General features: G+C 59.1%; 11 protein-coding genes and 4 pseudogenes. 8 read left to right on the top strand and 7 right to left on the bottom strand.

Annotated features, from left to right (window positions below):
• Both F0169_RS24695 and F0169_RS24690 read right to left on the bottom strand, forming a co-directional pair.
• Positions 1–156 (bottom strand): annotated as a pseudogene (locus tag F0169_RS24695) (phospholipase D-like domain-containing protein); the annotation flags it as partial.
• Positions 153–272 (bottom strand): annotated as a pseudogene (locus F0169_RS24690) (YceI family protein); the annotation flags it as partial. The pseudogenes F0169_RS24690 and F0169_RS24695, both read right to left, overlap by 4 nt.
• Positions 273–537: 265 nt before the next feature.
• On the opposite strand from F0169_RS24690, the gene pnuC reads away from it, so the two are divergent.
• From pnuC to F0169_RS24675, 3 genes are all read left to right on the top strand, one after another.
• Positions 538–1,101 carry a nicotinamide riboside transporter PnuC gene (gene pnuC, locus F0169_RS24685; RefSeq protein WP_152747883.1) on the top strand — a complete coding sequence of 188 codons (564 nt, stop codon included), beginning with the start codon at positions 538–540 and terminating at the stop codon, positions 1,099–1,101.
• Entirely contained in the window at positions 1,098–1,634 is a 537-nt protein-coding gene (locus tag F0169_RS24680) for an AAA family ATPase (RefSeq protein WP_152747884.1), read from the top strand. Before pnuC ends, F0169_RS24680 begins: the two co-directional genes overlap by 4 nt.
• Before the next feature lie 89 nt (positions 1,635–1,723).
• On the top strand, positions 1,724–2,869 hold the full coding sequence (locus tag F0169_RS24675; RefSeq protein WP_152747882.1) for a MalY/PatB family protein: 1,146 nt from the start codon (positions 1,724–1,726) through the stop codon (positions 2,867–2,869).
• A gap of 40 nt (positions 2,870–2,909) precedes the next feature.
• Here F0169_RS24675 and F0169_RS27965 read toward each other — a convergent pair whose 3' ends face one another.
• The 3 genes from F0169_RS27965 to F0169_RS24665 form a co-directional block, all read right to left on the bottom strand.
• A complete protein-coding gene (locus tag F0169_RS27965; RefSeq protein WP_241679170.1) occupies positions 2,910–3,308 on the bottom strand; it encodes a hypothetical protein in 399 nt (132 codons plus the stop codon).
• Entirely contained in the window at positions 3,275–7,363 is a 4,089-nt protein-coding gene (locus tag F0169_RS24670) for a hypothetical protein (protein WP_241679169.1), read from the bottom strand. The genes F0169_RS27965 and F0169_RS24670 overlap by 34 nt, the downstream gene beginning before the upstream one ends.
• A 368-nt stretch (positions 7,364–7,731) precedes the next feature.
• Positions 7,732–7,947 (bottom strand): TOBE domain-containing protein, encoded by a 216-nt coding sequence (locus F0169_RS24665; RefSeq protein WP_003173733.1) that lies wholly within the window; start codon positions 7,945–7,947, stop codon positions 7,732–7,734.
• Between the two features lie 317 nt (positions 7,948–8,264).
• Here F0169_RS24665 and F0169_RS24660 point away from each other — a divergent pair, with 317 nt between their 5' ends.
• From F0169_RS24660 to F0169_RS24650, 3 genes are read left to right on the top strand one after another with little or no spacing between them, the layout of a single operon-like run.
• Positions 8,265–9,236 carry an aliphatic sulfonate ABC transporter substrate-binding protein gene (locus F0169_RS24660; protein WP_152747881.1) on the top strand — a complete coding sequence of 324 codons (972 nt, stop codon included), beginning with the start codon at positions 8,265–8,267 and terminating at the stop codon, positions 9,234–9,236.
• 10 nt (positions 9,237–9,246) lie between these two features.
• Positions 9,247–10,080 (top strand): ABC transporter permease, encoded by an 834-nt coding sequence (locus tag F0169_RS24655; RefSeq protein WP_152747880.1) that lies wholly within the window; start codon positions 9,247–9,249, stop codon positions 10,078–10,080.
• On the top strand, positions 10,077–10,793 hold the full coding sequence (locus tag F0169_RS24650; protein ID WP_152747879.1) for an ABC transporter ATP-binding protein: 717 nt from the start codon (positions 10,077–10,079) through the stop codon (positions 10,791–10,793). Before F0169_RS24655 ends, F0169_RS24650 begins: the two co-directional genes overlap by 4 nt.
• A gap of 50 nt (positions 10,794–10,843) precedes the next feature.
• On the opposite strand, the gene F0169_RS24645 is transcribed toward F0169_RS24650, so the two are convergent.
• Positions 10,844–11,764, bottom strand: a complete 921-nt coding sequence (locus tag F0169_RS24645) for a FecR domain-containing protein (RefSeq protein ID WP_172979546.1) — start codon at positions 11,762–11,764, stop codon at positions 10,844–10,846.
• On the bottom strand, positions 11,761–12,279 hold the full coding sequence (locus F0169_RS24640; RefSeq protein ID WP_152747877.1) for a sigma-70 family RNA polymerase sigma factor: 519 nt from the start codon (positions 12,277–12,279) through the stop codon (positions 11,761–11,763). Before F0169_RS24640 ends, F0169_RS24645 begins: the two co-directional genes overlap by 4 nt.
• Positions 12,280–12,611: 332 nt before the next feature.
• Between F0169_RS24640 and F0169_RS24635 the strand changes: the two are divergent.
• Positions 12,612–13,861: pseudogene (locus tag F0169_RS24635) on the top strand (ribonucleotide-diphosphate reductase subunit beta).
• A gap of 53 nt (positions 13,862–13,914) precedes the next feature.
• Positions 13,915–14,402: pseudogene (locus tag F0169_RS24630) on the top strand (DUF1289 domain-containing protein).
• The last annotated feature ends 193 nt before the right edge of the window (positions 14,403–14,595 follow it).

Here is a 14,595-nt window from a genome sequence, read left to right as displayed (position 1 = left end):
ACGCTCGAAACTGCCCGCCACTGCCGCCGTCAATTGCGGGTCCAGCGCTTCCAGGTTGGCTTCCAGATTGAAGCGCAAATTCCAGTGATCGAAATTGCACGAACCGACGCTGACCCAGTCATCCACCAGCACCATTTTCAGGTGCAGGAAACACGGACTTCAGCGATTTCGGTGTTTTGGGTGGTGACGAACGACAGGCGCGAGAACTCGTTGTCCAGGTACCAGTCGGCGTGGGCAGGCAGCGCAGCGGCGGTCAGCAGGGTAAAAGCCAGGGGTTTGACATTGAACGTAAGGACTCTGAGGCAAAAACCTGAGCGAACCTTTTTAAGCGCAATATCACAAGCGGCGCAAATCCAATGTGGGAGGCCCCACTGCATCGTTGATGTAGCGCTGTCGCGCAGCAAACGTGCTCGGGGTTTTGTGGGAGCAAGCCCCCCCATAAAACCACTGAGAACCCGAACCCAACGTCTCACAGTTTGAAGATTCCCCACCGCTGGTTACAATCCCCGCCCTCTCCCACTCTCCCAAGGAACCACCATGTCCGGGCTTGAACTGTTCGCCGCCGCCCTGGGGGTGATCGCTGTCTGGCTCACGGTCAAACAAAACCCTGGGTGCTGGCCCATCGGCCTGGTGATGGTGGTGCTCTATACCTGGGTATTCTGGGAAGCGAAACTCTATTCCTACATGCTGCTGCAAGTGGTCTACGCCGCCCTGCAACTCTACGGCTGGTGGCAATGGACCCGCACCAGCAACGTCAAACAAGGCCGCGAGGTTACCCGCCTCGGCACCTCGGCGGTCATCACCCACCTCGCCGTCGGTGCCGTCTTCGGCCTGCTGCTCGGCGCGGCCATGGCCCACTGGACCGAAGCCGCCCAGCCCTGGATCGACGCCGCGCTCACCGGCTTCAGCCTGGTGGCGCAACTGTGGATGGCGCAAAAACGCGTGCAATGCTGGCCGCTATGGATCGCCGTGGACGTAATCTCCACCGGGTTGTTTCTCTATCAAGGCCTTTACCTCACGGCCGCACTCTACGCGCTGTTCACCGTCATCGCCGTGCAAGGCTGGCGCGAATGGCGCGCCGACCCGGCGTTACGCGCATGAAGGTGGTCGTACTCGCCGGCCCCGAATCCAGCGGTAAAAGCTGGCTGGCGGCGCAACTGCACGCGCAGTTCGGAGGGCTGATGGTTGGGGAATACGTACGGTATTTCATCGACCACCACCAGCGTGACACCTGCTTGGCGGACATCCCCGCAATCGCCAATGGCCAACTGGCCTGGGAAGATGCTGCGCGCGCCGAACAGCCGCACTTGTTGATCCTCGACACCCACTTGCTGACCAACAAGCTGTGGAGCCAGACCCTGTTCGGTGACTACCCGGCGTGGCTCGACAGCGAACTCTTGGCGCGGCATTACGACCTGCACGTGCTGCTGTCCCCTGAGGATGTGGAATGGACCGCCGACGGCCAGCGTTGCCAGCCGCAACTGGCGGATCGCCGGGCGTTTTTTGAAGCCAGCCTGGACTGGATGCAACAGCATCAGCAGCCCATGCGGGTGATCAGAGGCGACTGGGAGGCGCGCCGGCGCGTGGCGTTTGCGGCGGTCGAACGGCTGCTCACGCAGGTGCAGCAGCGGTGAAAAAGCCCGCCTTAAAATCCTCACAACCGAAAAACCTAATACCGCTAGAATCAGCGCCATTCTCCAGCGCCCCACCACACGAGCCCCCCATGAGCTTTGATTTCGACACGATCCATTCCCGCCTCGGTACCGGCAGCACCAAGTGGAACCGCTACCCGCACGACGTGTTGCCCATGTGGATCGCCGACATGGACATCGCCGCGCCACCCGCCGTATTGCAAGCCTTGCACGACCGCCTCGACCAGCAAATTCTCGGCTATAGCGTGGCAGGGCCGGACGTGCGCGAAGCCATCGTCGCCGACCTGTGGGCCAAATACGCCTGGCGCGTAGAACCCGATGACCTGCTGTTTTTGCCAGGCGTAGAGCCCGGTTTCAACATGGCCCTGCACGCGTTCGTAAAACCCGGCCAGCCCGTCGTGCTGCAAACCCCCAACTACCGCCCGATTCGCCTGGCCCCCGGCCACTGGAACCTGCCACGTATCGAGTTACCGTTCGCGCAGGTCGACGGTGAATACCTCACACCGTTGCCGGCCTTGCGCCAGGCGCTCAGCGGCGCCGGTGCATTGCTGTTGAGCAACCCGCACAACCCCATCGGCAAAGTCTTCCCACGCGAAGAGCTGCTGGCCGTGGCCAACGCCTGCCTGGAAAACGGCGCGCTGATCATCAGCGACGAAATCCATGCCGAACTGTGCTTCGACGGCCGCCGCCACATCCCCACCGCCAGCCTCAGCCCGGAGATCGCGCAACGTACCATCACGCTGATGTCGGCGAGCAAGGCCTATAACGTGGCCGGTTTGAAAACCTGCTTTGCCGTGGTGCAAAACGCCGAGGTTCGCGAGCGCTTCACCAATGCCCGCTGCGGCATGGTCGACAGCGTCAGCCCGCTCGGCCTGGAAGCCACACGCGCGGCCTACAGCGACTGCGGTGACTGGCTCGACGCGTTGCTGCAATACCTGCAAGCCAACCGCGATTACCTGCTAAACGCGGTGCAAACGCGCTTGCCCGGCGTCGTCATGCACGCCCCTCAAGGCACCTACCTGGCTTGGCTGGATTGCAGCGCGCTTGGGCTGGATGACCCACAGCAGTTTTTCCTCGAACAGGCCAAGGTTGGATTGAGCGCCGGGATCGAATTCGGCGATGACAGCCAGCAGTTTGTGCGCCTGAACTTCGGCTGCCCACGGGCGATGCTGGAAGAGGGTTTGCTGCGCATGGAGCGCAGCTTGCTGGATCGTTGAAACGGGTTGGCACGTTTGCGTGCAACCGCTCTTGCCTGCGTCAGGCCTGGGGCCTGCCAGCCTCAACCTTAACGCTGTTCAGCTGCACAACACGCTCGGATGAGCCCGCCGTGCGCGGCGCGCTGACCGTGATCATCACGCCGTCATTGGTGATGAACGTCATCCGCCCCTTATCGTCTTGCGAGTCGTTGGAAAACGCATCATTGATAAGCAGAATCCGCGTTTGCGCATGGGTATCGCCGGTAAGCGTTATGATCAATCTCTCGGGTGTGCGCCTTCCGCTACGCACTTGCTCGGGACTAATCCTCCAGCCCGATACTTGCGCGGCACTATAGTCCAGCCTGACAAGGCTGTCGGCGGGGTCACTGATCTCCACGTTACTGTAGGTCTGGTTTCCCTGATTAATCATATAGGTGTTGAAACCACCCTCACCGACCACGACGCGCCACCGTTGATAACCATAACGTTCGCGCCTTGTCCGGTAAAAACTGTGTCATTCATGCCATTGAGCGTGAACAGGTTGTTCTGATCATTGCCATGAATAACGCTTCGCCCCTTCTCAACCGTAGTCACATCAGAAAATGCCTGGGCATGCGCGATCTTTTTTACACCGGCCATCAGGTCGAGGGTTCCCATCGGAACCGGGGTTCTGATCGAGATGGTATTGGTTTTTAAATTTACGTCATGGCCCACGTAGCGGGCCTCCGCGTCCCGTCCATTATCTTTGTAGGTAGTTACCAAAGGCCCGGTAAAAATCAGCGTATTACGTCCACCGCCGCCATTCAGTGCGGTTTGGTGCGGGTTGGCGTCCTGGCCTGGCACTTGCGACGCCAGCGTCGCTTGTTCCAACGACTGGCGTGCATCGGCGCCGAAGACGACCTTATCGTCCGCATCGCCGCCCGTGATCCCTTTTTTGCCGCCACCCATGACGAAATAGTTGGGTTTTTTCTCAATGCCCACCACCCAGTCCCGACCCTCGCCCAAGTCCCAGAATGTGGCTTTGCTTTCCCCTTGCTCGCCTTCCACGGTGTTGACCGGTTTAGTATTCCAGGAGGTGAGTTTGCTTGAAATATGATCATCACCGCCGGTGGCGACAACCTCCGTCACCAGACCCGGCGCCGGGATAAGGTTCAGCATCCACGTGATCGGCGAATACCACAGTGAGGGCGTCAGACTAACGCTTCCGGGAACCCGGATGGCCTCAACGTCCGTGGAACCGTATACAACCCGCTCAAAGTATTGTTTACCCGGGCCTTGCAAAAAGCGCTCGTAGCGAGCCCTGTTGGTTTCTTCATTCGCCTTGGAATACTTTGCCTCAAGGTAAGGCTTCATGACATCGAACCCCGGTTCGATCCCGAGGAATGACCTCAGCCCAACACTGATTTTCTGCTGATCTGTCAGCGACGTGTGGCTTTCAATCGCCTCGACGTTACGCACCGCCTTATAAATCGCTTGCGCACTCATTAAGGTGCCCGCCACGATCAGTGCCACTCGGCTTGAAGCACCGTTACGCGACATAAAGGCAGCGCTCAAGGCAATTGAAGTGACCGCACTGGTCACGGCGAAAGCACCGTCAACATAGTGGTCCTGAGCCTCTTTACCCGTGGCTCGACCGGCTTTGGAGAATGAATCTATCGCGGCGTACACGTCAAAAGGCACACTGAAAACCGCCCCGACACCCGCGCTGGCCTTGCCAATCATTTTGCCGACGCTGCTGGTCTTGAAGCCGGCAAGGGAAGCCGCTTTACTGCTGATGATCTCTTGCGCCGCGCGGTTCAAGGCATACTCAGCGCCCTCGCCCACGAAATCCGCAGCGACAGCGCCCAAACCAATGGCCGCTGCCGTGGTGTCCCCTTGCTCCAGGCTCTCGATGCCGCTGCGCAGCCCTTGATACGTACTGAACGCACGAAACCCCAGCCCTGCGGCGGTAGTCGCACCGGCCTTGCCAGATGATTCTGCGGAAAAGAAATCCGCAGGCAGCGGCTTGCCGATGCTCACCAACGCTTGCAGCGCAGCAGCGTGTTGAGTAATTTCACCGAGATTTTTTTGCAACGCGTCAGGCACCCGCCCACCGTCTGCACGGGAGATCAAGGGCACAGCGGCAATATTGCGATTGGCCGCGATCTCGGCAACGATATTAGCCATGCGGTCAACAACGTCAGTGGGCGCCGATTTGCGATAAGCCGCAAATCGGACGTAGTCGATTTGCACGGCATTGGCGAGCTTGCGACCGTCGGAGTCATTCGCCGTTGCGCCTTCAATCGGCTTGCCATCGATATGCGCGCCCATTTTATACAGCTCGACACGACTGACTTCCACTTCACCGATGCGCACGCCAGGCCCGGCGGCGTCGAGTAGTTGCAGGCGCGTCACTTGCGCCGGGTCGATGGGCGCCACACCGATGGTCGGTGGCGTTACCGGCGCCTGGCTGACGGCAGGTAATGGCAAAGCATTTCTTATTGAGGTTTCGACGCGACTGTGGAGTGCTCCATCGTAGAGGCGCGCGGTGAAGGCTTCGGCCACAAAATCACGTAACGTTCTTGAGGCGCGCGAGCTGAGGTGACTACCGTCGCCGCGAAAGGGTTCGTTGTTGTTGGCCATCGTCAGGAACGCTGTGGAATTGGCCTTGTAATAACTCACCATACCCAGCTTGCCGGCGATTAACGCCGCTTGTTTGTGCTCAGAGTGATTATCAGCACTCACTGGACCCTGAAGGCCAATGCGATCGGCGACGGTGGCGTCACTCGCCGCGAGGGGCGCAAAAAAGTCGTCGCCCATGACAAGCGTAGGCGCAGCGCCTAAACGCAAGTGTGTTTGCGCTTGCTCGCCAGGATTGGCCACCACCACCTTGATTTTCTCACCCAACGCCGCGAAAGCGGCCGGATCACTCTGGGAAAGCTTTTGCAGCGCTGCGTCGACAGCAACCGAAACGCCTTTAATCATCTCGGGGGTGGCGTTGCCACCGCTGTTTACATCAACGCGCTTACCCTGGATAACCTCGGTCGTGGACCGCTTGGGTAAACCGAGTTTGTCCTCTGCCAACTTGACGCGGTCTTGCTCCATACGCTCAAAGATATAAGGATAATCAACCGGCGCGGCAGCCTCATTGATCGCATGGGTCAGTTGTTGGGAAAGTGCCTTCATGGCTGAAATAACCACGGAATCCGGATGTTTGACAATAAAGTCTTTGACGTCGCTCAAGACGGCCGTTGCCTGGTGAAACTGCGCCATGCCTTTTTTTGCCTGCAGCGCGTCCAACCCTCGCGCTACCCAGTTGTAGTCAACCAAGGCGTCATTAACGGGCGAGGCGGACTGAAGACGAAACGCCTCCGACGTCGGCAGCCTTGATGCCGTAATGACGTTGACGCTATCGAGGCCACCCAAGGGGGCGCTATACAGAAACTTGATGTCGTTGGTGGCGCCGGACATGCTCGGAATATGGTGTCGGTTAAACACACTGATGAGATATTTTGGTTCAACTGAAGCGTCCGTTGACGGCGTCGACCACCCGTTTGTGTCGCCGCGGAAGGCCGCAATCGATTCGGCATTTAACGGTTCAATCAAATATGCAAGCCTGGGATCAGTGAAAATTTTCTTTACGCCCTCTGCCAAAAGCTCGGCAGAAGAAAACCAGGTAGCGCCGACATTCGGGTCACTGTAGTAATACGTTCGTTTATTATCCGGCCCAACGATCACACCCGCTGTTAGGCGATGCCCTGTACTGCTGATCAGCAATGTTTTAGTGGCAGGCGAATCGTTAAGTTGCGGGATGATGGCAGTGTAGGGAGCGACCTTCACCGTGGCAGGATCATGTGCAACATCACGGTATTTCAACGCGCCCTGAACCTCGGCAAGTTTGCGGAAAAACGCTTGGGATTCGGGCGCGTCCGGGTCGGCAGTGGCCTGAAAGATGTTCCCCAGAAACACATGATGTTTACCCTCGACTACCGCCAGCGAGAGGGCGTGTGAGAACCCCGCGCATTCACCTCCGGACAATTGGTTGATCATGGAGAGGTAGTAACTTTGCGGATTAGGGGTGGTCGTCACGCCGACCTTGGTCATGACCGAGGTGTACAAGCTCACGTTCTTTTGTGCGCCTTCTATCACACGTTGTTCACTGATGCGCTGCAACGCGCCCATTTGCTCAGGGCTGAGCTGATTATCCAGTGCAAGTTTCATCAGCGCCGTACCCTTAAGGGCGGCGCTATAGCCAGGCAGTGCTATGGACGCGGGGTGGTCATAGCCACGCACGTAATCGCTGCCGGCGGCTCCGTACTTGGCCTTTATAACCTGTGAATGAAAACGCGCAGGAACTTCCTCATCTGGAATAATCTCTTTTGGCGCATCCCGATCATGATCTGTTACAAGCGCTGTGTCCCGGCGTGGACGGCTAAGCACTGGAGTCGCTGGTTGTTCAAAAACAGAAAAATTAGTTGCACTAACCGGTAGTTCGGTAGAAAAAGACACATTTGCTGCGGAGGAAGAAACACGCATGAGTATTACCGTAGTATAAGTTCACCGACACCAATTCCTTATATGATTAATCCCTCAAACGAGCCTAACAAGGCAATGAAAGACGCAACCATCAGACTAATCCGCCGATACCTTTGATCGTTTTACAAAGTGTTCCAGATCAACAGCCAGCCTAAGTAAACGCGTTAAACAACTTTCAAACATATTGATTGAAAGTAGTTCGACGCACTCAATTCAAAACTTTTCGCAACCAGTGCCGGCCACTCGCAGGCCTGGTCGAACCGAATAAACGCACACAGCCACCGGGTGAGGGTGGCTGCAGGCTCAACGGTGTGTGCATGGAACAACATGTACGAGCGGGCTTGCTCGCGCTCACCTCTGAAAGTGAGTTACAGCTTGGCAATCGACACTTCGGTCGACTTCACAAAAGCAATCACCTCACTGCCCACTTTCAATTCCAGGTCGCGCACCGAGCGGGTGGTGATCACTGAGGTAACGATGCCTGACGCGGTTTGCACGTCGATTTCAGACACCACTTCACCCAGTAAAATTTCTTTGATAACGCCCTTGAACTGGTTGCGCACGTTGATCGCTTTAATAGTCATGCAGGCTTTCCTTTTGGCTGTTGGTCAATCCGCACAAATGCGCAGGCACTCAAAATGCGCCATCTGCGACCGCATTAAAAAGAATATATAACTCTTTATTTATACGATATGGATATATGAGAACTGTTCACCCACCAACAGCAGATCAACAATCTGCTCGCTCCCGCCACAGCTCTGCCTGCCTGGCCCCTGGCAAATGCGCCTGCGCGCAAGCTGGCACAGAGACTGCATATTCCTGTAAAGCATGATGGAATATGCCAATTCACTTTTATGAATATAAGAAAGCCTTCTCTCAACGCCCTGTCCGGAGCTGTTCCATGAAACCCTTTACCCAACGTTTATTGGGCGCCTGTGCCCTGGCCCTGTGCTTGCAACCGCAGGCCTTCGCCGACGACGCTGACCCCGCGCAGGTCAATCTCGATTACGCCTACTACTCACCCGTCAGCCTGGTGCTCAAGCATTTCGGCTGGCTGGAACAAGCATTGCCGCACACCAAAGTCGGCTGGGTACTCAGCCAAGGCAGCAACCGTTCGCTGGAATACCTCAACGCCGGCGGCGTCGATTTCGCCTCCTCCGCCAGTTTGTCCGCCGTGTTGAGCCGGGCGAATGGCAGCCCGATCAAATCGGTGTACGTTTATAGCCGCGCCGAGTGGACAGCCTTGGTGGTGCGTAAAGACTCGCCGATCAACAGTGTCAACGACCTCAAGGGTAAAAAGATCGCGGCCACCAAAGGCACCGATCCGTACCTGTTCACCCTGCGCAGCCTGCAAAAAGCCGGTTTGAAAAAAGACGACGTCGAGCTGGTGCACTTGCAACACCCGGACGGCCGCACCGCGCTGGAAAAAGGTGACGTAGACGCCTGGGCCGGCCTGGATCCGCACATGGCCGCCAGCCAACTGCAGGCCGGTTCGCGCTTGCTGTACCGCAACAAAGACTTCAACAGCTTCGGCGTGGTCAGCGTGACCGAGCAGTACGCCAAAGAACATCCACAGACCATCACTAAAGTGCTCGGCGCGTATGAAAAAGCCCGCGACTGGGCGGTGAAGCACCCGGATGAGTTCGCCAAACTGCTCGCCGATGAGTCCGGCCTGCCGTTGGAAGTGGCCAAGCTGCAACTGTCGCGCACCGACTTGAGCAGCCCGTTGCTGAGCGCCAAGGATGTACTCGCGTCCAAGGCCGCCGCGCCGATTCTGGTGTCCGAAGCATTGGTACGGCGGGGCGTGAACGTGGACCAGGTGATCGACCAACTGATCGATACCTCGTTCGGCCAGACCCTGCCAACACCGTAAGGGGCGCCTGATGACCAGCAAAAGCCAAGCCTTGCCCGCCGCCCTTGCGGCGCCGACGGCCACCCCTCGCAGCGCCTGGCCTCGGCGGCTCAAAGGGTTGGTGTTGCCGGTGCTGATCCTGCTGGTGCTGGAGGTCGTCGTGCGGATCGGCTGGCTGCCGTCGTACCAGATGCCGGCGCCCAGCGAGATCGCCGTGACCCTTGGCGACCTCGCCGAAGGCGCACTCTGGAAACACATCAGCGCCAGCCTGTTACGGGTGCTGGCAGGCTTTGCGATTGGCGCAAGCCTGGCGCTGGTGTTTGCCGCCTGGGTTGGCCTCAGCCGCGAAGCCGAGGCTTACCTGGAGCCGACCTTCGCCGGGCTGCGCTCGATCCCGAGCCTGGCGTGGGTGCCGCTGTTGCTGCTGTGGCTGGGCATTGATGAAACCTCCAAGGTCGTGCTGATCGCGATTGGCGCGTTCTTTCCGGTGTACCTCAACGGCGTCGCAGCGATTCGCGACATCGACCGCAAACTGGTGGAAGTCGGGCAAATGTACGGCTTCAGCCGGCGCCGGCTGGTGCGGCGCATTCTGTTGCCCGCCGCCCTGCCCGGCCTGTTTACCGGTTTGCGCAGTGGCTTGAGCCTGGCCTGGATGTTTTTGGTGGCGGCCGAGCTGATTGCGGCCACAAAGGGCTTGGGTTACTTGCTCAGTGACGGGCGGGAAACCTCACGGCCCGACATCGTACTGGCGGCAATCATCGTGTTGGCGCTGCTAGGTAAAGTCAGCGATGGCGTGCTCGCAGCACTTGAGAAACGCTGCCTGGTCTGGCGCGACACGTTCAATGGCCAGGGCGCGGAGCAATGAACATGCAGCCTTTATTAGAGATTCGGGTGGAGCGCAAAAGCTTCGCCGACACCCCGGTGTTGACCCACGTGCATTTGGCCTTGCAGCCGCGCGAAGCCGTGAGCCTGCTCGGGCCAAGCGGTTGCGGCAAAAGCACCTTGCTGCGCATGGTTGCCGGCCTGGAAACCGACTTTGAGGGTGAGCTGCGCAGCCCCAAGGGCGAAGTCGCGTTCGTGTTCCAGGAGCCGCGCCTGATGCCTTGGCTAACGGTTGCGCAGAACATCGGGTTCAGCGATGACGACCACTATGACCAAGCCTGGGTCAACCAGTTGATCGAAGAAGTCGGCCTCACGGGCTTCGCGCAGGCGCTGCCCAAGGCATTGTCCGGCGGCATGGCGCAACGCGTGGCCATCGCGCGTGGCCTGTATTCACGCCCGCAAGTGTTGCTGCTGGATGAGCCGTTCAGCGCCGTGGATGCGTTCACCCGCATGAAGCTGCAAGACTTGCTGCTGCAATTGGCTGAACACCATGCCATTGCGTTGCTGCTGGTCACCCATGACGTGGACGAAGCGCTGTACCTGAGTGATCGAGTGCTGGTGATGGACAATCGCCCGAGCAGCATTCGCCAGGAGTTGGTGGTGGACCTGCCCCACCCGCGCGACCGGCGTGACCCGTTGCTGGCGCAGCTCAAGGCGCTGTCGTTGACCGAGCTGCAGCGGGCGCATGTGATCTAGACGGGGTTAATGGGGACTGTGTGGGTATGAGACCCCTGTGACGGTAAGTGTCAAACCAACGTACGGCTCAACGTTACCCAATACCGCGTGCGTGCGCGCACCTCAAGCCCCAGGGTTTGCGCCAGCAAGGCGAGAATGCGGTCGGTGTCATCCAGGCGAAAGCTGCCCGTGACGCGTAACGTTTCAAGGTTTGGGTCCCAGCGCAGCACGCCGGGGCGATAACGTTCCAGCTCGCGCAGAAAATCCCCCAGCGCCTGGTTCTGTGCCGTCAGTACGCCGTCACGCCAGCCCAGTTGCAGCACATCAAACGGTGCCCAGGCAGCCAACCCGCGTGGCTGCAACATCGCTTGCTGACCGCTGCTCAATGTGGCCACGCTTCCACGCACATCACGCACCTGCACCGCGCCCTCAAGCACCGACACCAGGCACCCGGCGACGAGCTGGCGCACACACACCTCGGCCTGGCTGACGTCTACCTCGCCGTACCGGGTGTGCACGGTCAACGCCGCAGCACCCGGAACCCTCAGCGCCAGTTCGCCGTCGACCAAGCTGATGCGCCGTTGTGCCAAATCGACATCGACCGCCGTGGCCGTGTTGAGTTGCAGGCTGCTGCCATCGGCCAACGGCAGCCGTTTGCGCTCCCCCGTGGCGGTATGCAGGTCGGCGCGCCAGGCGTCGATAGGCAATTGGCGGCTGAGCAACCAGGCGGCCGGCACCCACGCTACAACCCCCAAACCGCGCTTGAGCAGCGCACGCCGCCCCGGTTGCGGGCGGTCCAGGCTGGCCATCGCCAATGACTGTGGCAAGTCGCTGAAGCGCTGGCGCAGCGATTGCGCTTTCTGCCAGGTCTGTTCGTGCTGGGGATGGCTGTCGCGCCATTGCTGCAAGTTCGCGTGGTCACGCTCGGTGGCCGCGCCAGACTCCAGTAACGCCAGCCACTGGGCGGCGGCACGCGCAACGTCGCGACTCACACCTGCACCAGCAAGCAGTGTTCATAGGCCTGCGCCATATAGCGCTTCACCGTGCGCTCCGAGACTTCAAGCCGCTCGGCTATCTCGCGGTAACCCAAACCCTCCAGTTGGCTCCAGAGAAACGCGCGGCGCACCAGCACCGGCAAACCGTCGAGTAATTCATCCAGCGCTTGCAGGGTCTCCAGCAGCAACCAACGCTGTTCGGGCGACGGCACGCACGCCTCGGGCAGCGTCGCCAAGGCATTCAAATACGCCTGCTCAAGGCTGCGCCGCTGATGAAAGTTGACCAGCAGGCGCTTGCCGACGGTCACCAAATAAGCGCGCGGTTCCTGCATCTGCGCAATCGGCTGGGCGCTGGCGAGCACGCGCAGAAAGGTATCCTGGCTCAAGTCCGCCGCGTCCCAGGTATTGCCCAGGCGCCGACGCAGCCAGCTTTCGAGCCAACTGCGGTGATCGCGGTACAAACTCGACAACGTCAGTTCGGGGGCGTGGGTTGGCACAACAGCATCATTCATGGCAAGCAACCTGCGCGGCGCGAGTAAGTCTCAAATGAGATTCATTCTATTTAATATCGCGGCGCTGCACCATGCCCTTTTCCACGGGGGCCGGGCAAGTGCTGCTGACTGCCGACCCTGGCCTGCGACCTTCGCGCCTGCTTCTGCGCGTTGACCAACCTTGTTACACCCCATATAGTGTGCCCACAAACAGAACAGACCACTACATAGTGTGCAGTATCGGTATTTACCGACCACACTATGCGCAGTATTTCAATGCCTAGTAGCCTGCAAATTGCGTATTTTTAGACGGCTTCCTACGCCGTCAGAACAGATCAGGAAGGAATATTTCGATGCTGAGTTGGGATGAAGTCGACAACGAGGACACCGGTGCAGCGGTGATCAAAGGCGCTAATGCCGGCCACGCGAGCGAAGCCAACATGGACCGCCTCGACGTGCCGGCGCTGCTGCCGCCATCGAAGCCCGCGCCGTCACCGCCAGTGACTCCGCCGCCATCGTGCGCGCCAAGGCTGCACTCGACAAACTCGACGTCGCCGAAGGCCTCGCCGAACTCGAAGGCGCCTCCGCCCGCGTCGCCGTTGACGAAAAGCGCATGATCAACTGCCGCGCCGACCTCAACCAACTCGTGCCCTTCAAGTACGACTGGGCCTGGCAAAAGTACCTCGACGGCTGCGCCAACCACTGGATGCCGCAAGAGGTCAACATGACCGCCGACATCGCCGTATGGAAAGACCCCGAAGGCCTGACCGACGACGAACGCCGCATCGTCATGCGCAACCTCGGCTTCTTCTCCACCGCCGACTCGCTGGTTGCCAACAACCTGGTGCTGGCCGTGTACCGCCTGATCACCAACCCGGAGTGCCGCCAGTACATCCTGCGCCAGGCCTTCGAAGAAGCGATCCACACCCACGCCTATCAGTACTGCATCGAATCGCTGGCCATGGATGAAGGCGAGATCTTCAACATGTACCACGAGATTCCGTCGGTCGCCAAAAAGGCCGCGTGGGGCTTGAAGTACACGCGTTCGATCTCGGATCCGAAGTTCGAAACCGGCACCGTCGAAACCGATAAAGAACTGCTGCGCAACCTCGTCGCCTACTACTGCGTCCTGGAAGGCATCTTCTTCTACTGCGGTTTCACCCAGATTCTATCGATGGGCCGCCGCAACAAAATGACCGGCGTGGCCGAGCAGTTTCAGTACATCCTGCGCGACGAGTCGATGCACCTGAACTTCGGTATCGATGTGATCAACCAGATCAAAATCGAAAACCCGCACTTGTGGGATGCCGAGATGAAGGAAGAAGCGACCCAGATGATTCTGCAGGGTACGCAGCTGGAGATTGAATACGCACGGGATACCATGCCGCGTGGCGTGTTGGGGATGAACGCGGCGATGATGGAGGATTACCTCAAGTTCATCGCTAACCGTCGCTTGTCGCAGATTGGCTTGAAGGAAGAGTACCCAGGCACCACGAATCCGTTCCCGTGGATGAGCGAGATCATGGACTTGAAGAAAGAGAAGAATTTCTTTGAGACGCGTGTGATCGAGTATCAGACCGGCGGCGCGCTGAGCTGGGATTGATATAAAAACGGCCCCTCTTGGGGCGTGTTTGTTTTACCTGTCGATGTTTTTTTATGCCCAATCAAACCATCAAGACACCGTGCGTCGGCCTCTGCTCCACCGTTTACGGGGACTTGGTCTGCCGGGGCTGCAAGCGTTATCACCATGAAGTCATCCAGTGGAATGGCTACAACGCCGACGAAAAGCAGGCGGTGTGGCTGCGCCTGGAACAGTTACTGGTGCAGGTGATGGCCAGCAAGCTGGAAGTGTTTGACCCGCAGCGTCTGCGTCAGCAACTGGAAGATCGCAAGATTCGTTTTATGCCGCACCAGTCGCCGTATTGCTGGGCCTACCAACTGATTGCCCGGGTGCGCGGGTAATCTCCAAGCTGGATGCCTATGGCCTGGCGTTATTGCCGGAGTTTCGCGAGCGCCACCTCACCGACTTGCGCGATGCAATCGACCGAGAGTTCTTCCTGTTGTCCGAGGCACATTATGAGCGGTACATCGCGCCAGGGTTTATCCGTGACGCGTTTGGGCCAGCACTCATCGCCAGTATGTGAGTAAGTGCTGCCGCGCGGTCCCGCCAGGCGGACGGTCTAAAGCGTGACACTTGCCACCGCCCCCTTGGCTTGGTCCAGCCAGTTTTTTGAGGCCGGTGCCTCGGCACCTGGCGCCTGCGACGCGCCATCCAGCGGGCTCGCGGGTGGGCTCAGCGCTGCGCCTTCAAACGCTTGCGAGGCTTTGAGTATCTCG

Source organism: Pseudomonas kitaguniensis, assembly GCF_009296165.1.
Taxonomy (GTDB): Bacteria; Pseudomonadota; Gammaproteobacteria; order Pseudomonadales; family Pseudomonadaceae; genus Aquipseudomonas; species Aquipseudomonas kitaguniensis.
Note: the sequence above shows the minus strand (reverse complement) of the source record. Positions and strands in the feature narration are given on the sequence as shown.